Genomic DNA, 19,177 nt, shown 5'->3' with positions numbered 1-19,177 from the left:
GCACCGTTCACCAACTGGTGCCACCATGAACCCATGACCGACACGTCCACGCAGCGCACGCTCGACCCGGACCTCGCCGCGCACATCGCGGAGCACATCGCGGAGGAACCCGAGATCGAGCCGGTGGGCGCGGAGCTCGGGCTCGGTCCGCTGCCCGACGACCGGTTCGCCGACCGCGAGCTGAGCTGGCTCGCGTTCAACCAGCGCGTGCTCGAGCTCGCGGAGGACCCGAGCCAGCCGCTCCTGGAGCGTGTCCGGTTCCTGGCGATCTTCGCGTCCAACCTGGACGAGTTCTTCATGGTCCGCGTCGCCGGGCTCAAGCGCCGCATGGCGACCGGCATCGCGGTCACCGCCGCGTCCGGGCTCTCGCCCCGCCAGGTGCTCGACGCGATCAGCGAGCGCGCGCACGACCTCATGGCGAGGCACGCGCGCGTGTTCGCCGACGACGTCCAGCCGGCCCTGGCCGCCGAGGGCATCACGCTCGTGCACTGGGACGAGCTCGAGACGCGCGAGCAGGAGCGCCTGCACAAGTTCTTCCGCAAGCAGATCTTCCCCGTGCTCACGCCGCTCGCCGTCGACCCGGCCCACCCGTTCCCGTACATCTCGGGGCTGTCGCTCAACCTCGCGGTCGTGGTGGCGAACCCGACCACGGGCAAGGAGCACTTCGCGCGCGTCAAGGTGCCGCCGCTCCTGCCGCGGTTCATCGCCGTGGACGCGCGAGGCCGCCCGAGCGCGCCGACGTCGCAGACGGCCGCCCCGGACCGCGGGCCGACGTCGTTCGTGCCGATCGAGGAGGTCATCGCCCAGCACCTCGACCACCTGTTCCCCGGCATGGAGGTGCGCGAGCACCACCTGTTCCGCGTCACGCGCAACGAGGACGTGGAGGTGGAGGAGGACGACGCCGAGAACCTGCTCCAGGCCATGGAGAAGGAGCTCCTGCGGCGGCGGTTCGGCCCGCCGGTGCGGCTCGAGCTCACACCGGGGATCAGCCCGCGCATCCGCGCGCTGCTCGTGCGCGAGCTCGGCGTGGTCGAGGAGGAGGTGTACGAGATCCCCGAGCCGCTCGACCTCACCGGGCTCAACCTCATCGCCGATCTCGACCGCGCGGACCTGCACTTCCCCCCGTTCGTCCCGACGACGCACCGCCTGCTCGCCGAGGTCGAGAGCGCGTCGCCCACGGACGTGTTCGCCGCGATCCGCGAGCGTGACGTCCTGCTGCACCACCCGTACGACTCGTTCTCGACGTCGGTCCAGACCTTCCTCGAGCAGGCGGCGGCCGACCCGGCGGTCCTCGCGATCAAGCAGACCCTGTACCGGACGTCGGGCGACTCGCCGATCGTCGACGCGCTCATCGACGCCGCCGAGGCGGGCAAGCAGGTGCTCGCGCTCGTCGAGATCAAGGCCCGGTTCGACGAGCAGGCCAACATCTCCTGGGCGCGCAAGCTCGAGCAGGCGGGCGTGCACGTCGTGTACGGGATCGTCGGGCTCAAGACGCACTGCAAGCTCTCGCTCGTCGTGCGCCAGGAGTCGGACGGCCTGCGGCGCTACTGCCACGTCGGCACGGGCAACTACCACCCGAAGACCGCACGCCTGTACACCGACCACGGCCTGCTCACGTGCGACCCCGACGTCGGGCAGGACCTCACGCGGCTGTTCAACCAGCTCTCCGGGTACGCGCCCCAGTCGCGCTTCCACCGCCTGCTCGTCGCGCCGCGCACGGTCCGCTCGGGGCTCGTCGAGCGCATCGACCGCGAGGCGGCCGCGGCGCAGGACGGGCACGAGGCGTGGGTGAAGATCAAGGTCAACTCCGTCGTCGACGAGACGACGCTCGACGCGCTGTACCGCGCGTCGCAGGCGGGCGTGAAGGTGGACCTCGTCGTGCGCGGCATCTGCGCCGTCCGCCCAGGCGTGCCCGGGCTCAGCGAGAACATCCGCGTGCGCTCGATCCTCGGCCGCTTCCTCGAGCACTCGCGCATCTACGCCTTCGCCAACTCCGCCGGCCCCGCGATCGGAGAAGGCCCCGAGAGCGGGCCCGAGGTGTTCATCGGCTCGGCCGACCTCATGCACCGCAACCTCGACCGCCGTGTCGAGGCGCTCGTGCGCATCACGGACCCCGACCAGGTCATCGAGCTGCTCGACCTGCTCGACGTGTCGATGTCCGAGCGCACCGCGTCCTGGCACCTCGACGCCGACGGCACGTGGCACCGGCCCGAGTCGGGGCCCGACGGCACGCCCCTCGTCGACCTCCAGGCGAGCCTCGTGCAGCGACAGCGCCGCCGGCTCGTCGGGAGGCGGTAGCGGATGGGTGTGCCCTCCCCCGCCCTGCGCAGCGGGCTGCCCCTCGTGGACGCCCTCGGCCCGACGCACGTCTCGCACGCCCCGGTCATCGAGTCCGCCGGGGCCCTCGTGTGGCGCGTGCGCGACGACGACCTGCAGGTCCGCCTCGTCCACCGGCCCCGCTACGACGACTGGTCGTGGCCCAAGGGCAAGCTCGACCCCGGCGAGACCTTCCAGGCCGCGGCCGCACGCGAGGTCGCCGAGGAGACGGGCAAGCCGGTCGTGCTGGGCGTCCCGCTGCCGGGCCTGCAGTACCTCACGCCCGAGGGCCGCGTGAAGCGGGTGCACTACTGGGCCGCGCGCCGGGCGTCGCAGAAGGCGGACGCCGGTGCGCTCGCCGCGCGCGCCCCCGTCCCGCCGGTGTCGCCGCAGGAGATCGACCGCGCCGCGTGGCTGTCGGCCGACGACGCCGCGCAGCGCCTCACGCGCCAGGCCGACCGTGCCCCGCTCGAGGCGCTCGTGCGCGAGCGCGAGGAGGGGCGGCTGGCGACGCACGTCGTCGTCATCGCGCGGCACGGCAAGGCCGTCGCGCGCTCGGCGTGGCACGGCGACGAGCAGGACCGTCCGCTCACGCCCGCCGGTCACGCGCAGGCCGTCGCCCTGGTGCCCGTGCTCGCGGCGTACGGCGTCGAGACCGTCGTGACGAGCCGCTGGGACCGGTGCGCCCAGACGATCGCGCCCTACGCCGGCGCGTCGGGGCTGGATACCGTGAGCATCGACCACCTCACGGAGGCGCAGCACGAGCGCTCCCCCGCGCGCGTCGCGCGGACCGTCCGCGAGCTCCTCGAGGCCGAGCGGTCGTCGGTGCTGTGCACCCACCGGCCCGTGCTGCCCACCGTGCTCGACGTGCTCGGGCAGCACTCGCGGCGGCCCGTCGCGAACGCGCTGCCGACGCACGACCCGTTCCTCGAGCCGGGCGAGATGATCGTCGCCCACGTGGCGCGCACGCCCAAGGGCCCGCGCGTCGTCGCGGCGGAGAAGGTCGCCCCGCCGCTGCACTGAGACCAGGACGAGGACGGCGCTCCGCGGACCCAGGCGGAACCCGGGTCGGCGGAGCGCCGTCCTCGTCGCAGTGTGCGGTGCGCGCGTCCGGCGCGCGGCGTCAGAGCAGGATCGGGCTGAGGATCCAGTAGACGACGGCGGCGACGAGCGCGGCCGCCGGGATGGTCAGGACCCACGCGACCCCGATGTTCTTCGCGACGCCCCAGCGGACCGCGGACAGCCGCTTGGTCGCACCGACGCCCATGATCGCGGAGGTGATCGTGTGCGTCGTCGACACCGGCGCGTGGAAGATGAACGCGTTCGCGTACAGCACGACCGCGGAGACCGACTCGGCGACGAAGCCGCGCGCCGGGTCGAGCTCGATGATCTTGCGGCCCAGCGTGCGCATGATGCGCCACCCGCCGGCGTAGGTACCGAGCGAGATCGCGGTCGCCGCGGACAGCTTGACCCACAGCGGGATCGTGTTGTCGTCCTGGAACCCGCCCGCGACGAGCGCGAGCACGATCACGCCCATCGTCTTCTGCGCGTCCTGGAGACCATGACCCAGGGCCATCGCCGCCGCCGACGCCGTCTGCGCGATGCGGAAACGGCGGAACGCCCGGGCGGGCGCCGCGTTCCGGAACACCCACAGCAGCAGCACCATGAGCGCGAACGCGAGACCGAAGCCGATGAGCGGCGAGAAGACCATGGGGAGCACGACCTTGTCGAGGATCGCGTCCCAGTGGACCGTGATCCCCGACGCGATGCCGACGCCCGCGAGGCCGCCGATGATCGCGTGCGTCGACGACGACGGCAGCCCCAGCCACCACGTGATGAGGTTCCACGTGATCGCGCCGATGAGCCCGCACAGGACGATCACGAGGCCCTGATGGGGTGGCACGTCGTTCACGGCGACGATGTCCTCGGCGATGGTCTGCGCGACGGCGGTGCCGAGCAGGGCACCGATGAGGTTGAACACCGCGGCCATGAGGAGCGCCGCGCGCGGCGTGAGGGCCCTGGTCGAGACCGAGGTCGCGATGGCGTTCGCGGCGTCGTGGAACCCGTTGGTGTAGTCGAACGCCAGGGCGAAGGCCACGACGACGACGACGAGCACTGCCTCCACGGGGCTCAGGACTCCTTGAGGGCGATGGTCTCGACCGTGTTCGCGACCTTCTCGAAGGCGTCGGCCGCCTGCTCGAGGACCTCGACGATCTCCTTGAGCTTCATGAGGAGGACCGGGTCGGAGACGTCGTCGAACAGCTCGGCGAGCAGCTTGCGGTGCACCTTGTCCGCCTGGTTCTCCAGGCGGTTGACCTCGACCCAGTACTCGGGGAGGTCGTCCATGGAGCGCAGGCGAGGCATCGCCTCGGCCGTGAGCTCCGACGCCCGCTGGAGCACCTGGACCTGCTCGGACACGCGGGCCGGGAGCTCGTCCACCTTGTAGAGGACGATGAGGTCGGCCGCCTCCTCCATGAAGTCCATGCAGTCGTCGAGCGCCGACGCGAGGGCGTAGATGTCGTCCCGGTCGAACGGCGTGACGAACGTCTGGTTGAGCCGGCGCATGATCGAGTGCGTCGCGTCGTCCGCGAGGTGCTCGGTCTCGCTGAGCTGCTTCGCGAGCTGCTTGCGCGTCGGACGGTCCGCGCCGAGCAGCTCCGCGAGGAGCGTTGATCCGGTGACCAGGTGCTGCGCCGAGGCGGCGAGAAGGTCGAAGAACGAGGTGTCGCGCGGTGTCAGGCGCAGGCGCACGGGAGGCTCCGGAAGGGACGCGGGGTAGGGGTCTGAGCTGGCGTCGGCCACAAGGGCCGCTCGGCCGCCGGACGGGCCGGTCGGCCGGGGTGGTCACGATCTCGGGTCGGATGATCTCTGGATGAACGCACGTCGAACTCTCGTCAAATGTAGCCGACGCGCGGAGCGATGCTGGAATCGTCGGGGCGAAGGTCCCGGATCCTCAGGACGCTCACAGCCCGCGCCCGGCGTCCTCGCCGGGGCGGCCTGCTGGCGCACGGCGTCGTGCTCGCACCAGGAGGGGAAGTAGTGACGCCGGACCGGGAGCGCCTCTCGGCGCGTGGCCGCTCGTAGCGGCTGAGTGTGGAGCCCGGGGCTACCGCGGCCCGGCGTCGTGAACCATCGTACGTGCCGGGCGCCCCGCGAGGTACCCGGCCGGCCCCGTGTTCGCGCTCCGCGAGAACCCCACCCCCCGACGTGCGCACCGCCCCCGGAACCCCCACCCTGCTCCCCCAGCCAGCCGAGGTAGAACCCTGACCCCGCGGCCGCTCAGTCGAGGCGGTCGGCGCGCCAGAGCTCGGCGGCGTGCTCGAGCTCTTGCGCGGTGCGGAGCAGCGACCCGGCGCCGCGGGTCATGCGGAGCGCGCCGTCGGGGTCGGCGACCTCGCGGGCGTCGGCGTCGAACGCGGCGCCGGTGGCGAGGATCCGGCAGAACGACCCGGCGCGTTCGAGCGCGACCGCGAGGTCGCCGGTGAACACTCCGGAGAGCACGGCGTCGGCGAGGTCCCGCACGTCCTGCGGCCCGGGCGGCCGGGGCACGCCGGCGATGGCCTCGTGGACCGGTGCGGCGTCGACCCCGAGCCGATACCGCAGCGCCACCGTCTGCGGGTCGCGACGCACCCACTCGCGCAGCACGTAGAGCCGCCAGAGCGCGCCCGGCAGGGAGTTCGGCGCCGCGTCGGACCACAGGCCGGCGACGACGTCGAGCCCCTCGGTCTCGACGAGATGGACCAGGCGCTCGACGACCTGGGGGTCCTCGGTGTCGCGGGCACGGTGCACGATCGCGTGCGCGGTCGTGTGCGCGACCTGGTCGCGCAGCGCGGGGTCGAGCTCGCCGGGGAGCTCGTCCGCGTCGCGCGGGTCGAGCATCGCCGGGCGGCGTGGCCGTTGCCAGCGGTCGGACCGGCCGGGGTCGGGACGGGGTCCGGGGGTGGTGGAGGCGTCGTCGGGCACGCGCCCAGTCTCCACCCGGCGAGCGTGCGGTCGCACCGGCGCGGCCTGCTCGCGGTGCCGGCGCGGCGCGGGTCCGCGCGTGACGTTCGCCGCACCCCGTTCACCGCGCCACCGCGAGCACCCCGTCCTACAGTGACGAAAGGGGCCTCCTACCGGCTCCGGAAGGAGCGGAGGAGAGATGTCGAGCAGCGACGCAGCAGGTCACGGGACCGTGAGCGCACGCAGCGCCCACCGCAAGGCCATCGGTCTGGCCGTCGCCGCCGCGGTCGGCGGCTTCCTGTTCGGCTTCGACAGCTCCGTCATCAACGGTGCGGTCGCGGCGATCGAGGGGCAGTTCGACCTCGACTCCGCAGTCACCGGACTCGTCGTCGCGATCGCCCTCCTGGGGTGCGCGCTCGGCGCCTGGTCGGGCGGCAAGCTCGCTGACCGCTGGGGTCGCACGCGCGTGATGGTGTTCGGCGCGATCCTGTTCTTCGTCTCCTCGATCCTGTCCGCGATCGCGTGGTCGGCGTTCGACCTCGCGATCTGGCGCTTCATGGCGGGTGTCGGGATCGGCATCGCCTCGGTCATCGCGCCGGCGTACATCGCCGAGATCGCGCCTGCCCGCCTCCGCGGCCGCATGGGTTCGCTCCAGCAGCTCGCGATCACGGTCGGCATCTTCGCGGCCCTGCTGTCCGACCAGCTCCTCGCGGAGACCGCTGGCGGCGCCTCCAACGAGCTGTGGCTCGGGTGGGAGGCGTGGCGGTGGATGTTCCTCGTGTGCGTGATCCCGGCGGCCGTGTACGGCATCCTGGCCCTGCGCATCCCCGAGTCCCCGCGCTACCTGGTGGCGAAGGGTCGGGACGACGAGGCACGCGCCGTGCTGGAGTCCGTGCTCGGCCCGGAGGAGGACGTCGACGACCGCATCGCGCAGATCCACCGCTCGATCGCGGTCGACGAGAAGAACGCCCAGGAGGGCACGCTCAAGGGCTCGTCGTTCGGGCTCAAGCCCATCGTGTGGGTCGGCATCCTGCTCTCGGTGTTCCAGCAGTTCGTCGGGATCAACGTGATCTTCTACTACTCGACGACGCTGTGGCAGGCGGTCGGGTTCGACGAGAGCCAGTCGTTCCTCGTCTCGACGATCACGTCCGTGACGAACGTCGCGGTGACGTTCATCGCGATCGCGCTCGTGGACAAGGTGGGGCGTCGTCCGATCCTGCTCATCGGCTCGGCAGGCATGACGGTCTCGCTCGGCCTCATGGCGCTCGCGTTCACGCAGGCGGTCGGGAGCGGCAAGGACATCACGCTGCCCGACCCTTGGGGGCCTATCGCCCTGGTCGCCGCGAACGCGTTCGTCGTGTTCTTCGGGGCGTCGTGGGGGCCGCTCGTCTGGGTGCTGCTGGGCGAGATGTTCCCGAACCGCATCCGCGCGGCCGCGCTCGGCGTCGCGGCGATGGCGCAGTGGCTCGCGAACTTCGCGATCACCCTCACGTTCCCGCCGATGCTGTCGGCGTTCGGCGCCACGATCCCCTATCTCATGTACGCGATCTTCGCGGCGCTGTCGTTCGTCTTCGTCTTCAGCAAGGTCCCGGAGACCAAGGGCATCGAGCTCGAGGACATGGGCGACGAGCGCGTAGGGCGCACCGCGCACTGACGCCTCTCGTCCCGAACCCGGGGTCGGTCCTCACGGCACGCGCCGGGTGGGGACGGACCCCGGGTTCGGCCGTTTCCGGGCCTCGACGGGACGCCCGGGAATTCCTTGCTCCACACAATGGTTGCTGAAAGCAACTGCGAGGCGTATGCTTGCCTGCAGCAACCAAGGAGTAGTCGTGCCCGTCATCACCCCCTCCGCGACCACCGCGGCCCCCGAGCTCGCACCCGACCCGTCCCCCGCGGCGGGCCTCATCCGCGCGCTCGACGAGCTGGCCCGCGCGCAGCGCGAGTCGGCAGTGCGGATCGCGCGGGACCTCGACATCCCGCGCTCCTCGTTCGGGCTGCTCCGCATGCTCCAGCGGTGCGGTCCCGTCCAGCTCGGGGACGTCGCCGCGAGGCTCCGCGTCGACCTGTCCGTGGCCAGCCGCCAGGTGAGCCACCTGGTCGACGAGGGCCTCGTCCGCCGCACGGTGGACGACGACGACCGGCGCGCCCGGACCGTCGAGCTCACCGAGGACGGGCGCACGCTCGTCCTGCGGGCGTACGAGCACATCGACGCCCTGGCCGCCACCACGTTCGCCGAGTGGCACGACGACGAGATCGTCGAGGCCACACGCCACATCGAGCGCGTCGCCGCGGCGGTCGTCGCCGGCCACGACGCTCCCCGCACGACCGGGTGACCGACGGCGCCCGGCGGCACGACCGCCGTCGGGCACGCCCCCCGACCGCCGCCCGCGCCGCCGCGCGGACCGGCCACCAGACCACCTGACACCACCCCACGACACGCGGCCCTCCGACACGGCCCCGTGAGCAAGGAACCTCTGCGCCTCATGACCAGCACCACACCAGAACGCACCGCCCCGCCCGGCGGCACCGAGACGTCCATGACCCGTCGCGAGGTCATGGAGTCCCTCTCCGGGATCCTCCTCGGCATGTTCGTCGCGATCCTCGCGAGCTCGATCGTCTCGAGCTCGCTCCCCAAGATCGTCAGCGACCTGGACGGCTCGCAGTCGTCCTACACCTGGGTCGTCACCTCGACCCTGCTCGCCATGACGATCTCGACCCCGATCTGGGGCAAGCTCGCCGACCTCACCAACCGCAAGGTCCTCATCCAGGTCGCGCTCGTCGTCGCGGTCGTCTCCTCGGCGCTCGCCGGCCTGTCGCAGAACGTCGGGACGCTCATCGCGCTCCGCGCGTTCCAGGGCATCGGTGCGGGCGGCCTCATGGCGCTCGCCACCGTGCTCATCACGGACATCATCTCGCCGCGCGAGCGCGGCAAGTTCATGGGCCTCATGGGCGGCATCATGGCCGTCAGCCAGATCGGCGGACCGCTCCTGGGCGGTGTCCTCACCGACGCCGTGAGCTGGCGCCTCAACTTCTTCGTCGGGCTGCCGTTCGCGATCGCCGCGATCATCGTGCTCCAGCGCACGCTGCACCTGCCGAAGGTCGCGCGCCGCGTCGTCCGGATCGACTACTGGGGCGCGATCCTCATCAGCGCCGGCGTGTCCTCGCTCCTGCTGTGGGTGACGTTCGCCGGGCAGAACTTCGAGTGGCTCTCGTGGCAGACGTTCGCGATGGTCGGCGGCGCGGTACTCGCGCTCGTCGGTGCCGTGCTCGTCGAGCGCGTGACCCCCGAGCCGCTCATCCCGCTGCACCTCTTCAAGAACCGCACGTTCGTCCTCGCGGTCGTCGCCTCGGTCGCGGTGGGTGTCGCGATGTTCGGCACCGCCGTGTTCCTCAGCCAGTACATGCAGGTGGCGCGCGGCAAGACCCCGACCGAGTCGGGCCTCCTGACGATCCCGATGATCGTCGGCACGTTCGTCGCGTCGACCCTGTTCGGCCAGCTCATCACGCGCTACGGCCGCTACAAGGCCTTTATGGTCACGGGTGGCGCGGTCCTCGTGGCGTCGCTGTTCGCCCTGTCGACGATCGACTACCACACGAGCTTCACGCTCATCAGCGTCTACCTGTTCTTCCTCGGCGTCAGCATGGGCATGCTCATGCAGAACCTCGTGCTCGCCGTGCAGAACACGCTCGACGTCGACGAGATGGGCGCCGGCACCTCGACCGTCGCGTTCTTCCGCAGCCTCGGCGGCGCGATCGGCGTGTCCGTGCTCGGCGCGGTGCTCGCGACCAAGGTCACGACGTCGATCCAGGACGGCCTGACCAAGCTCGGCATCCCGGCCGACTCGATGGGCGGCGGCAACGCCGTGCCCGACGTCTCGACCCTGCCCGCGCCGATCAAGGACCTCGTCGAGAAGTCCTACGGCGACGGCATCGCCGAGATCTTCCTCGTCGCCGTGCCGCTGGCGCTCGTCGCGCTGATCGCGGTGTCGTTCCTCAAGGAGGTGCCGCTCGGCACCAAGACCGGCCTGCAGGAGCGCCTCGAGAAGGAGGCCGCGCTCGCCGGCAGCGAGGCCCCGGTCGACGCGACCCCCGGCCGCGTGACGCTGGCCGAGGAGACGGAGTCGACGCTCCTCGAGGCGTGGGAACCTGCGGGCGTGGCCGACGAGGCGGGGACGCGCTCGTCGCGCTGACCCACCCCGCACGCTGAGTGCATGGAATATGCGGTCTCGAATCGGTTCGGGGCCGCATATTTCATGCACTCAGCGTGTTGGTCGGTCGTCCAGCGGGTGAGGTTTTCCGGACGGGCGTGACCGCGTGCCGTCCCGGGCGTCAGAATGGGCGTGTGCCCGCCGAGACCGCTCCCACCCGCCCCGTTCCCGACGCCGCGCGCGCCGCCGAGCCGGACGTCGCGTACGTCGATCTCGAACGCGAGCTGCGCGTCCTGCTGCGCCGCGGAGGTGCGGCGGCGACCGCCATGGCGCGCCGGATCCACCCGGACCTCGAGGCGAGCGCGTATCCGCTGCTCGCGCACATCGCCGACCACCCGGGCGTCCGGGGCTCCGAGCTCGCGGCGCACTTCGGCGTCGGGCGGGCGACGATCTCGCGTCAGCTCAGCCGGCTCCACGCGCTGGGCCTCGTCGCGCGCGAGGTCGACCCCGACGACTCGCGCGGGCAGCTCATCACCCTCACTCCCGACGGCGAGGCCCGGCTCCACGCCGCGCACAGCGGCCGGGTCATCTCGATCACCGAGGCGCTCGACGGCTGGGACCGCGCCGACGTCGCGACGCTCGCGGACCTGCTGCACCGCTACTCCGAGGACGTCGTGCGCTGGGCCGCGAACCGGTGACGCCTCGCCCTGACCTCGCGTGACGGTGCCCGACGGCGGCCGCGCGCCGCGTGCGGTCGCCGCACCGCTGCACTCGCGACCCCGTCGGCGGCGCCTCGTCGTCGCCGTCGTGCTCGGGCTCGTCGTGGTCGCGGGGTTCCTCGTCGCGACGCGGGCGCCCGACCCGTGGGGGGACGTCGGCGGTGACGTCCTCTACGCCGTCGCGACCTACGTGCTCGTGGTCCTCGTGCTCGCGCGCGTCCGCCCGCTCGTCGCGGGCGCCCTCGCGCTCGGCTGGTGCTGGGCGGTCGAGGCGCTGCAGGCCGCGGGGCTGGCTGCCGCCGTGAACGACGCGGTCCCGCCCGCGGCGTGGCTGCTGGGCAGCACGTTCGCGGTGCGGGACCTCGTCTGCTATCTCGTGGGCGTCGGCCTCGCGTGCGCGGTCGACACGTGGGCCGGCGCCCGACCGACTACTCCGCGCCCGCCTCGAACGTCAGGCTGACCGAGTTCATGCAGAACCGGTCGCCCGTCGGGGTCTGGGGCGCGTCGTCGAACACGTGGCCCAGGTGCGACCCGCAGCGCGCGCAGCGCACCTCGGTGCGCACCATGCCGAGGCTGCGGTCGGTGAGGAGCTCGACGCGGTCGCCCGCGAGCGGGCTGAAGAAGCTCGGCCACCCGCAGTGGGAGTCGAACTTGGTGTCCGAGCGGAACAGCTCGTTGCCGCACGCGCGACACGCGTAGACGCCGACGCGCTTCTCGTCGAGCAGCTCGCCCGTCCACGCGCGCTCGGTCCCCGCCTGCCGCAGCACGGCGAACTCCTGCGGCGACAGCTCGGCGCGCCACTCGGCGTCGGTCTTGACGACCTCGTAGGGCTGGTTGTCGTGGGTCTGGCTGGTCATGATCCACCTCCGACGATCCCAACCGCGCGCAGAGCCCCGGTGTTCCCGCCCCACCCACCCGCTGAGTGCATGAAATAGTCGCGGCCGAATCGGTTCGACCGCGACTATTTCATGCACTCAGCGTTTGGGGGGCGTCAGCGCGGGGTGGAGGTCGAGTAGACGGTGCCCGAACCGCCGGCGGGGCGCTGCGCGCGACCGCGGCCGCCGCGACGACGGCCGCCGCCCTGGCCCGCCGCGCCGTTCCCGGTGCCCGGGGCGCCGCGTCCGTCCCTGCCGCCGCCCTCGGGGCGACCCGCACCCGCCGGGCGCTGACCGCCCTGGCCGCGCTGCGCCGTCGTGCCCTGACCGGCACCCTGGGCCGCCGGACGGCCGCCGCCCTGACCGCCGCGGTTGCGGCGCGACGCCCGCGACCCGCCGTTGGTGGACGTGGTGCCGCGCTTCGCCTGCGTCTGCGGCGGGGTGATGTCCGCCGGGCGCACGTACTCCGCGACCTCGCCGACGAGGCCCTTGATCGTCGCGTCGCCGGGGGCGACGGGCTTCGGCTGGGCCGTGATCTTCGCCTTGCGCGTGAGGTCGCGCACGTCGCCACGCTGCTCCGGCAGCATGACCGTGACGACGACGCCCTCCGACCCGGCGCGCGCGGTGCGGCCCGAGCGGTGCAGGTACGCCTTGTGCTCGGCCGGCGGGTCGACGTGCACGACGAGCTCGACGTCGTCGACGTGGATGCCGCGCGCGGCGATGTCCGTCGCGACGAGCACCTTGACCGCGCCCGAGGAGAACGCCTCGAGGTTGCGCTCGCGCGCGCCCTGGCCGAGGTTGCCGTGCAGGTCGACGGCCGGGACGCCGCTCGCGGTGAGCTGCTTCGCGAGCTTCTTCGCCTGGTGCTTGGTGCGCATGAACAGCACGCGGCGGCCCGAGCCCGAGGCGAGCTCGTGCACGATCTGCTTCTTCGCGTCCGCGTCGCGCACCGCGAGGATGTGGTGCGTCATCTGCGGGGGCGCGGCCGCTGCGTCGTCCACCGAGTGGCGCACCGGGTTGCTGAGGTAGCGCTTGACGAGCTGGTCCACGCCGTTGTCGAGCGTCGCGGAGAACAGCATGCGCTGCCCCTGCTTCGGGGTCTTGTCCATGATGCGCTTCACGCCGGGCAGGAACCCGAGGTCGGCCATGTGGTCGGCCTCGTCGAGCACGGTGATCTCGATGGCATCGAGCGTGAGCAGGCGCTGGTTCAGGAGGTCCTCGAGGCGGCCGGGGCACGCGATGACGATGTCCACGCCCTTGTCGAGCGCGGCGACCTGGCGCGACTGCGCGACGCCACCGAAGATCGTCGTCGTCACGAGGCCGAGCGCCTTGGCGACCGGCTCCATCGTGGCGTTGATCTGGTTGGCGAGCTCACGCGTCGGGCACAGCACGAGGGCGCGCGGCCGGCGCGGCTGGCGCGACGACTTGGCCCACGACAGGCGCGAGACGGTCGGCAGCGAGAACGCGAGCGTCTTGCCGGAGCCCGTGCGGCCGCGGCCGAGGACGTCACGGCCCTTCAGCGAGTCGGGCAGCGTGGCGGTCTGGATGGGGAACGGGGAGTCGATGCCCTGGCGCGAGAGCTCGCGCACGACGGGGCTGGGCAGGCCGAAGTCGGCAAAGGAAGTCACAGGTGATGGGCCTCTCGGGGCTCAAGGTCGGGGTCCGCCGCACGCAATCCGGGGGGATCTCCACGACGCGGGGCGCGCGGGATCGCGCTGCCCTCGAACCTCCAGTGTCTCATGCCCGACGCCGGAGCACGGGTGAGGTGCGTCTCGTCCGCCTCTACCGGGGCGGGTCCCTGCGCCGAACCCGGGGTTGCGGGGCACGCCGACGGTCCCGTGACCCGCAACCCCCGGTTCGGCGTGTCGAGCTCCTAGCGGGCTGTGGTGGAATGGCGCGCGTGCACGCGCTGACGCCCTCCTTCGCCGTAGACCTGGCCGTGCTGTCCGACGGCGGCACCACCTCGGGCGGCGACGTCGCCTCCTCCGTGGGCGACGTCGTCGGGCAGGTGTGGGAGGCCGCGACGACGCCCGTCGCTCCCCCGGCGACCGCCGTCGTCGTCGCGATGGGCGTGCTCGCGCTGGCCGTCGTGCTCGTGACCCCCGTCTGGCGCGTCGCGCGGCACGTCGTGACGATCGCGCACGAGGCGTCGCACGCGCTCGCCGCGCTGCTCACCGGACGGCGCCTCTCGGGTATCCGGCTGCACTCCGACACCTCCGGGCTCACCGTGTCGTCGGGCCGGCCGCGCGGGTTCGGCATGATCCTCACCGCGTTCATGGGCTACGTCGGCCCGGGCCTCATCGGGCTCGGCGCCGCCGCGCTCCTGCGCCAGGGCTACGCCGTCGGGCTGCTGTGGCTGCTCGTCGTGCTGCTCGCCCTCATGCTGCTGCAGATCCGCAACTGGTTTGGGCTGTGGTCCGTGCTCGTCACGGGCGCCGCGCTCGTCGGCGTGTCGTGGTGGGCGTCGCCCGACGTGCAGAGCGCCGTCGCCTACGCGGTGACGTGGTTCCTGCTGCTCGGCGCGGTCCGGCCGGTGCTCGAGCTGCAGAGCGAGCGGTCGCGCGGACGGGCGGCGACGTCCGACGCCGACATCCTCGCGCGCCTCACGCACGTGCCCGGGCTGTTCTGGGTGGGCGTGTTCCTCGTCGTCACGCTCGGCGCCGCCGTGCTCGGCGGGTCGTGGATCGTGGGTCCGGCGGCCTGAGGCCGCCGCCCCGGCACGACGACGGGCCGCCCGCCGGAGCGGACGGCCCGTCGTGCGACCTGAGGACGCGCCTGGAGGAGGAGGACGCGTCGTCGAGATCGTCCGGCGCGGGCGCCGGTAGAACTGGTGGGTCAGCCCTGAGGAGTCAGGACGAACGCCGGGCCCTGCGCGTTCGGGTCCGTGTCGAGCGTGAGGTTCGAGAGCGTCGGGGCCGTGGCGGACTCCACGAACACCTTCGCCTCCCCGTCCTCGACGACCGTGTCGTCGGGCTGCGGGGCGGGTACGAGCGCGAGCTCGAAGCTGCCCGCCTGGTCCGCGGACTCGGCGATCCGCAGACCGCCTCCCTCGGGGACACCGGCCTGGGTCTGCAGGTCGTGGACAGCGGTACGGGCGTTGTCGGTCAGGGTGAGCACGAGAGCTCCTCTCGTCGCCGGGCGGAACCCTGCGGGACACGTCCGTGCGGCTCACGCCTGGCTGGCGTGACCTGCCGTCGGTGCACCCTCCCGCGGGCTCCTCGGTCCACTCCACCGAAACAAGAACACGCGCCACTCGCAAGCGAATCGCCCGATTCTCACCGAATTTCTCACGGAGCAAGACCGCGCGTGACAGCGCTCCATGACCCACGTAGGGTGCGCGCCCGCGCGCACAGCGGGACCTTCGGAGCGAGTTCGGCAGCTCCTGCCCAGATCGGCGAGCCGGGTTGCCGATCTCGACCGAAGCTGCCGACGTCGATGCGAACTGCCGACCCGGCGCGCGGGTAGCCTGTGCGTGGGCGCTGGTCGGCGTCCAGGGCCTCTAGCTCAACTGGCAGAGCTGCGGACTTTTAATCCGTAGGTTGTGGGTTCGAACCCCACGGGGCCCACCACAACCATGGGAATCGCAACGATCTGCGGGGCACTGGTTCGCCGCAGGCCGATGTTCACCCCCAAAGCCCCTCTTTCGACCTGCGGACATGGCGGGCTTACGCGCCGTCGAGGGCCAGCACCACGAGACCGAGAACCACGGCTGCCGCGGCAAGGGGCCAACCCCAAGTCGCGAGCGAACGACGCAGTCGTGGGTCCTGCGTCACCACGTAGGCCGAGCGCAGGAGCACCGCAGCGAGCAGCGCTGTGACCAGCGCGAGCAGCAGCAGGACATCGACGAGCACGAGCACGGGCACACTCTTTCACGCCACAGCCCTGCCCGGACCTCACCGATGAGTACGCCACCGCGCCCCGGATCGATCCAGCGCGGACAGCCACCCACACAGGGCGTAGAGCCCGAAGAGCGTCACCGCGACCACCGGGAGCGCGAACCCCCACCAGAACCACGGCTCGACCGGTACGCCCAGCAACATGGCGACACTCCCGAGAGCGCCGCCGCAAGACGACGCCAGGAGAAGCAACGCCACGAGCAACACCGGTCGCAGCCACAGCCGCTCACACGGCAGTCCGTCCACCCATCGGTACGCGACGGCAGACCAGTCGAGAAGCTGACGACCGAGGCTGGTCGATCGCCGCTGGGGCTCCAGGTGCCGGGGAGTCATAGGACGCCCCCGCGAGCACCGCGAGGCGGCGCTTCCGGGACGGCCCGCACCCGCCATCGGACCTTTCGCCGCGTCATCGGGCACGACGGCGGAGGACGAGATGCTCCAGAGCCACCAGCACCGCGCACCCGAGCAGCACGACGGCGATCACCATCCAGTTGGCCCGGACACACGCGTCGGTCGCGTCGGACGACAGCGGGTTCAGACCTCCGAGAGGCTCCTCGATGCACGTGTACCGCTGTCCGTCGACGGTGCCGTCGCGCGGTGCCGTCGTCACGAGCATCAGGACCGGCAGGAGCAGCACGGTGGAGGCGGCGAGGACCCCGCGGAACCCGCGCCCGGGGCACCACGGCGCTGCACCGCCGGCCACACCGCGGCGGCCAGGAGTGCGAGGAACGCGCACAGCACGAGGATCGTCCACATCGGTTGCCCGAGCGTATCGGGAGCAGAGGACCGCACACAGGCGCCGGTCGGCGCGTCGCGTGCGCCGTGTGTTCATCCGTTGTTGGTTGTGCGCCGCGCCGCGGGGCCGGAGCGTCGGGTCATGGCGATCGAGGACGAGGACCGCGAGATCGACGTCGTGGTCGAGCGGATCAGCGCACGCTTCCCGGAGGTGCCGGTGGACGACGTGCGCGACCAGGTGCTCGCGGAGCTCGGGCGGTACCAGACCGCGCACGTCCGCGACTTCGTGCCGGTGCTCGTGGAGAACGCGGTGACGGACGTGCTCCGGTCGGGCAGCCGACCGCCCCGGCCCGTACGGAGGTCGCTGCCGCCCGACCGATGAGTCGGCGTGTGGGCGACCGTCGGTAGGTTCACCGGCGGGTCGAGCGGCCCGCCCCCGACGACGAGGAGCTCGCATGTCCTTCCAGGCCTATCTCGACGCGGTCGAGGAGAAGACCGGCCTCACCCCGCGCCAGCTCGTGGACCTCGCGCACGAGCGCGGCTTCGACGAGTCCACGAAGGCCACGCCGATCCTCGAGTGGCTCCAGGCCGACTACGGGCTCGGCCGAGGCCACGGCATGGCGATCGTGCACGTCATCACCAAGGGCCCGCAGATCTCCTCGAAGCACGTCGGGTCCGACGGTACGCACCGCGACGAGTCCGACACCCTGTGGCTGGACGGCAAGGCGACCAAGCCCGCCTGACCCGCGCACACCGGTGCCCGACGACGTCCCGCGAGCGGACGGCGTCGGGCACCGGGCGTGCTTCCAGGAGGGACCGGGCGGCGTCAGAACGACCAGCGCTGGGCCTCGGTCTGGTTGCAGGTCCAGAGCTGGACCTTCTGGCCGTCGTGGAGCGGCGCGCCGCCCTGGGCGTCGAGGCACTTGCCGGACTGCGGGTTGCGCAGCGCCTGGGTGCCGGCGTCGTACACCCACTTCTGGGCGCCCGTCCCGTTGCACGTGTAGATCCAGACGACGGTGCCGTCCGCGGTCCCGCTGCGGGCGACGTCGAGGCACTTGCCCAGCGCCCGCACGGTCCCGTCGGACCCGCGCGTCCACTGCTGCGCCGCATTGCCGCTGCACGTCGCGAGCTGGACCTGGTTGGTGTCGGTCGGGTCGGCCCACGGCACGTCGAGGCACAGCGCGGCGCCGGCGCGGATCGTCCCGGTGCCGGTCGGCAGCCCGCCACCGGGGTTCGGCTGCTCGGTGCCGCCTCCGCTGTCGCCGAGGGGCGTCGCGGTGCCCGTGAACGGGTCGAGCTTGATGTACGCGGCCTGCGGGTTGCCGTCGTGGACGAGCGACTCGTGCGCGCCGACGTCGTCGAACGCGAACGCGTACGCCTTGCCGTTCGCCATCTGCTGGTGCGCGAGCTTGGCGTAGACGTTGGTCCGGGCGTCCTGGTAGAAGCCGGCGTTGCTCGCGTCGGGCTGGTTCGGGTTGGTCAGCGCCGTGGTGCGGACGAGCGCGGCGCACAGCGTGCGGGCGATGGGCCCGACGACGTGGTCGTTCGGCGCCTGGAGGTCCTTGTGGCACCCGTAGACGCTCGACGCGTCGGGCTTCTTGAAGGCCGCGACCTCCTGCCCGGACCCGTTCCTGAACCGGAACCAGTCGCCGTCGACCCGACCGCGGAACTGCGTGCCGGGCTCGTGCGAGAACGGCGTGATCACCATGTCACGCGTGCGGTAGGAGTTCCACACCTCGGCGACGTACGAGTCGATCGACGCCGAGGAGACCTTGCCGACGTCGATCCCGTGCGACGGGTTGAGCGCGCGCAGGCGGCTCCCGTCGGGGGCGCGCTGCACGAGCCCGCCCCACCCCGCGCTCTCGAGGGCCGTGTAGAACGCCTCGTAGCCGTTCGGCTTGAGCATGCCCGTGCTGAGGACCTGCCCGTCGGCGCGCTTGACACCCACCTGGTACGGCGCGGACCAGTGGTCCACCTGCGTGCTGTTGATCCACAGACCGTTGTCGTTGAGCGTGTACTCGGTCCAGTTGAAGAGGATGTTCCGGTTGGGGTCGGAGTCGTTCTGGACAGCCGGCTGGACGAGCCGTCCGTCCAGCACGATCTGGAACGTCATCTTCTGGCCGTACGAGTAGTAGACGCGCCCGGACAGCTTCGGGAGCTGGATCGTCGCGGACTGGCCGGGGCCGGGTCCCGCGATCGACGCGTCGGGTGCCGGGACGGGCACGGGCCCGACCCCGCCGGGCCACGGGTGGAACGTCCCGCCCGCGTCGGCCCAGCCGGCGACGCCGTCACGCTCGCCGAGGACGTACAGGTAGATCGGCCCCTTGCCCGAGTCGTTGGTGATCGTGAGCGGGATGGTCGCCGGGACCGCGCTCGCGGGGGCCGCCGTACCGACGACCGCCCCGCTCACCGCGAGGACCGCCGCGCACAGCGCGGCCCACGCTCGTCTGCTTCTTCTCCGCCTGTCGAGATTCATGCCGGATCTGCTCCTTGTTCGGTTACTTCGTCGTCACCGCACTCGCCGGACCGGCCCGGCGACAGCGCCG

General features: G+C 72.2%; 19 protein-coding genes and 1 tRNA gene. 11 read left to right on the top strand and 9 right to left on the bottom strand.

The window, feature by feature from the left end; all coding sequences use genetic code 11:
* The first annotated feature begins 33 nt into the window (after nt 1–33).
* Nucleotides 34–2,298 carry an RNA degradosome polyphosphate kinase gene (locus ACN9MS_RS03725; protein ID WP_426310774.1) on the top strand — a complete coding sequence of 755 codons (2,265 nt, stop codon included), beginning with the start codon at nt 34–36 and terminating at the stop codon, nt 2,296–2,298.
* A gap of 3 nt (nt 2,299–2,301) precedes the next feature.
* Nucleotides 2,302–3,339 carry an NUDIX hydrolase gene (locus ACN9MS_RS03720; RefSeq protein WP_426310773.1) on the top strand — a complete coding sequence of 346 codons (1,038 nt, stop codon included), beginning with the start codon at nt 2,302–2,304 and terminating at the stop codon, nt 3,337–3,339.
* Nucleotides 3,340–3,439: 100 nt separating this feature from the next.
* Here the strand turns inward: ACN9MS_RS03720 and ACN9MS_RS03715 are convergent, their stop codons facing one another.
* The 3 genes from ACN9MS_RS03715 to ACN9MS_RS03705 all read right to left on the bottom strand — a co-directional run bounded on the left by ACN9MS_RS03715 (nt 3,440) and on the right by ACN9MS_RS03705 (nt 6,195).
* Entirely contained in the window at nt 3,440–4,441 is a 1,002-nt protein-coding gene (locus ACN9MS_RS03715; RefSeq protein WP_426310772.1) for an anion permease, read from the bottom strand.
* Between the two features lie 5 nt (nt 4,442–4,446).
* Nucleotides 4,447–5,067 (bottom strand): DUF47 domain-containing protein, encoded by a 621-nt coding sequence (locus tag ACN9MS_RS03710; protein WP_047231395.1) that lies wholly within the window; start codon nt 5,065–5,067, stop codon nt 4,447–4,449.
* A 528-nt stretch (nt 5,068–5,595) separates the two neighbouring features.
* Nucleotides 5,596–6,195: a hypothetical protein gene (locus ACN9MS_RS03705; RefSeq protein ID WP_047231598.1), complete on the bottom strand. Its 600-nt coding sequence runs from the start codon at nt 6,193–6,195 to the stop codon at nt 5,596–5,598.
* A gap of 262 nt (nt 6,196–6,457) precedes the next feature.
* Here ACN9MS_RS03705 and ACN9MS_RS03700 point away from each other — a divergent pair, with 262 nt between their 5' ends.
* The 5 genes from ACN9MS_RS03700 (at nt 6,458) to ACN9MS_RS03680 (ending at nt 11,585) form a co-directional block, all read left to right on the top strand.
* Nucleotides 6,458–7,912: a sugar porter family MFS transporter gene (locus ACN9MS_RS03700; protein ID WP_426310771.1), complete on the top strand. Its 1,455-nt coding sequence runs from the start codon at nt 6,458–6,460 to the stop codon at nt 7,910–7,912.
* A gap of 175 nt (nt 7,913–8,087) precedes the next feature.
* Nucleotides 8,088–8,591: a MarR family winged helix-turn-helix transcriptional regulator gene (locus ACN9MS_RS03695; protein WP_172820077.1), complete on the top strand. Its 504-nt coding sequence runs from the start codon at nt 8,088–8,090 to the stop codon at nt 8,589–8,591.
* 204 nt (nt 8,592–8,795) lie between these two features.
* Complete coding sequence (locus ACN9MS_RS03690; protein WP_426311815.1) at nt 8,796–10,448, top strand: MDR family MFS transporter; 1,653 nt, start codon at nt 8,796–8,798, stop codon at nt 10,446–10,448.
* A 152-nt stretch (nt 10,449–10,600) separates the two neighbouring features.
* Nucleotides 10,601–11,104: a MarR family winged helix-turn-helix transcriptional regulator gene (locus tag ACN9MS_RS03685; protein WP_426310770.1), complete on the top strand. Its 504-nt coding sequence runs from the start codon at nt 10,601–10,603 to the stop codon at nt 11,102–11,104.
* A gap of 19 nt (nt 11,105–11,123) precedes the next feature.
* On the top strand, nt 11,124–11,585 hold the full coding sequence (locus ACN9MS_RS03680; RefSeq protein ID WP_375808868.1) for a DUF2809 domain-containing protein: 462 nt from the start codon (nt 11,124–11,126) through the stop codon (nt 11,583–11,585).
* On the opposite strand, the gene msrB is transcribed toward ACN9MS_RS03680, so the two are convergent.
* Together msrB and ACN9MS_RS03670 are read right to left on the bottom strand one after the other, a co-directional pair.
* Nucleotides 11,554–11,982: a peptide-methionine (R)-S-oxide reductase MsrB gene (gene msrB, locus ACN9MS_RS03675; protein WP_313661710.1), complete on the bottom strand. Its 429-nt coding sequence runs from the start codon at nt 11,980–11,982 to the stop codon at nt 11,554–11,556. The two genes, ACN9MS_RS03680 and msrB, sit on opposite strands and share 32 nt — an antisense overlap.
* 134 nt (nt 11,983–12,116) lie before the next feature.
* Nucleotides 12,117–13,628 (bottom strand): DEAD/DEAH box helicase, encoded by a 1,512-nt coding sequence (locus ACN9MS_RS03670; RefSeq protein ID WP_426310769.1) that lies wholly within the window; start codon nt 13,626–13,628, stop codon nt 12,117–12,119.
* Between the two features lie 359 nt (nt 13,629–13,987).
* Between ACN9MS_RS03670 and ACN9MS_RS03665 the strand changes: the two genes are divergently transcribed.
* Complete coding sequence (locus ACN9MS_RS03665; protein ID WP_426311814.1) at nt 13,988–14,704, top strand: M50 family metallopeptidase; 717 nt, start codon at nt 13,988–13,990, stop codon at nt 14,702–14,704.
* 131 nt (nt 14,705–14,835) lie between these two features.
* On the opposite strand, the gene ACN9MS_RS03660 is transcribed toward ACN9MS_RS03665, so the two are convergent.
* Entirely contained in the window at nt 14,836–15,117 is a 282-nt protein-coding gene (locus ACN9MS_RS03660) for a HesB/IscA family protein (RefSeq protein WP_047231388.1), read from the bottom strand.
* A gap of 376 nt (nt 15,118–15,493) precedes the next feature.
* On the opposite strand from ACN9MS_RS03660, the gene ACN9MS_RS03655 reads away from it, so the two are divergent.
* A tRNA-Lys gene (locus tag ACN9MS_RS03655) sits at nt 15,494–15,569 on the top strand.
* Between the two features lie 96 nt (nt 15,570–15,665).
* On the opposite strand, the gene ACN9MS_RS03650 is transcribed toward ACN9MS_RS03655, so the two are convergent.
* Together ACN9MS_RS03650 and ACN9MS_RS03645 are read right to left on the bottom strand one after the other, a co-directional pair.
* Nucleotides 15,666–15,857, bottom strand: a complete 192-nt coding sequence (locus ACN9MS_RS03650; RefSeq protein ID WP_426310768.1) for a hypothetical protein — start codon at nt 15,855–15,857, stop codon at nt 15,666–15,668.
* A gap of 445 nt (nt 15,858–16,302) precedes the next feature.
* On the bottom strand, nt 16,303–16,632 hold the full coding sequence (locus ACN9MS_RS03645; protein WP_426310767.1) for a hypothetical protein: 330 nt from the start codon (nt 16,630–16,632) through the stop codon (nt 16,303–16,305).
* 141 nt (nt 16,633–16,773) lie between these two features.
* Between ACN9MS_RS03645 and ACN9MS_RS03640 the strand changes: the two genes are divergently transcribed.
* Both ACN9MS_RS03640 and ACN9MS_RS03635 read left to right on the top strand, forming a co-directional pair.
* Entirely contained in the window at nt 16,774–17,013 is a 240-nt protein-coding gene (locus ACN9MS_RS03640; protein WP_313661705.1) for a three-helix bundle dimerization domain-containing protein, read from the top strand.
* A 73-nt stretch (nt 17,014–17,086) separates the two neighbouring features.
* The gene (locus ACN9MS_RS03635; RefSeq protein ID WP_313661704.1) at nt 17,087–17,374 is read left to right on the top strand and encodes a DUF4287 domain-containing protein; all 288 of its coding nucleotides are present in this window, start codon (nt 17,087–17,089) and stop codon (nt 17,372–17,374) included.
* An 83-nt stretch (nt 17,375–17,457) separates the two neighbouring features.
* Here ACN9MS_RS03635 and ACN9MS_RS03630 read toward each other — a convergent pair whose 3' ends face one another.
* Entirely contained in the window at nt 17,458–19,107 is a 1,650-nt protein-coding gene (locus ACN9MS_RS03630; protein ID WP_426310766.1) for a glycoside hydrolase family 64 protein, read from the bottom strand.
* Nucleotides 19,108–19,177 lie beyond the last annotated feature (70 nt).

The sequence above is a fragment of the Cellulosimicrobium sp. E-16 genome (assembly GCF_049913115.1).
In the GTDB taxonomy this organism is placed as follows: domain Bacteria; phylum Actinomycetota; class Actinomycetes; order Actinomycetales; family Cellulomonadaceae; genus Cellulosimicrobium.
The sequence above is the reverse complement of the archived record's forward strand: the minus strand, read 5'-3'. Positions and strand labels throughout refer to the sequence as shown.

What these genes read in the sequence shown, in the direction of transcription:
- ACN9MS_RS03725 (WP_426310774.1), top strand. Translation starts at nt 34, where the DNA reads ATGACCGACACGTCCACGCAGCGCACGCTCGACCCGGACCTCGCCGCG.
- ACN9MS_RS03720 (WP_426310773.1), top strand. Translation starts at nt 2,302, where the DNA reads ATGGGTGTGCCCTCCCCCGCCCTGCGCAGCGGGCTGCCCCTCGTGGAC.
- ACN9MS_RS03705 (WP_047231598.1), bottom strand. Translation starts at nt 6,195, where the DNA reads ATGCTCGACCCGCGCGACGCGGACGAGCTCCCCGGCGAGCTCGACCCC.
- ACN9MS_RS03700 (WP_426310771.1), top strand. Translation starts at nt 6,458, where the DNA reads ATGTCGAGCAGCGACGCAGCAGGTCACGGGACCGTGAGCGCACGCAGC.
- ACN9MS_RS03690 (WP_426311815.1), top strand. Translation starts at nt 8,796, where the DNA reads ATGACCCGTCGCGAGGTCATGGAGTCCCTCTCCGGGATCCTCCTCGGC.
- msrB (WP_313661710.1), bottom strand. Translation starts at nt 11,982, where the DNA reads ATGACCAGCCAGACCCACGACAACCAGCCCTACGAGGTCGTCAAGACC.
- ACN9MS_RS03640 (WP_313661705.1), top strand. Translation starts at nt 16,774, where the DNA reads ATGGCGATCGAGGACGAGGACCGCGAGATCGACGTCGTGGTCGAGCGG.
- ACN9MS_RS03635 (WP_313661704.1), top strand. Translation starts at nt 17,087, where the DNA reads ATGTCCTTCCAGGCCTATCTCGACGCGGTCGAGGAGAAGACCGGCCTC.
- ACN9MS_RS03630 (WP_426310766.1), bottom strand. Translation starts at nt 19,107, where the DNA reads ATGAATCTCGACAGGCGGAGAAGAAGCAGACGAGCGTGGGCCGCGCTG.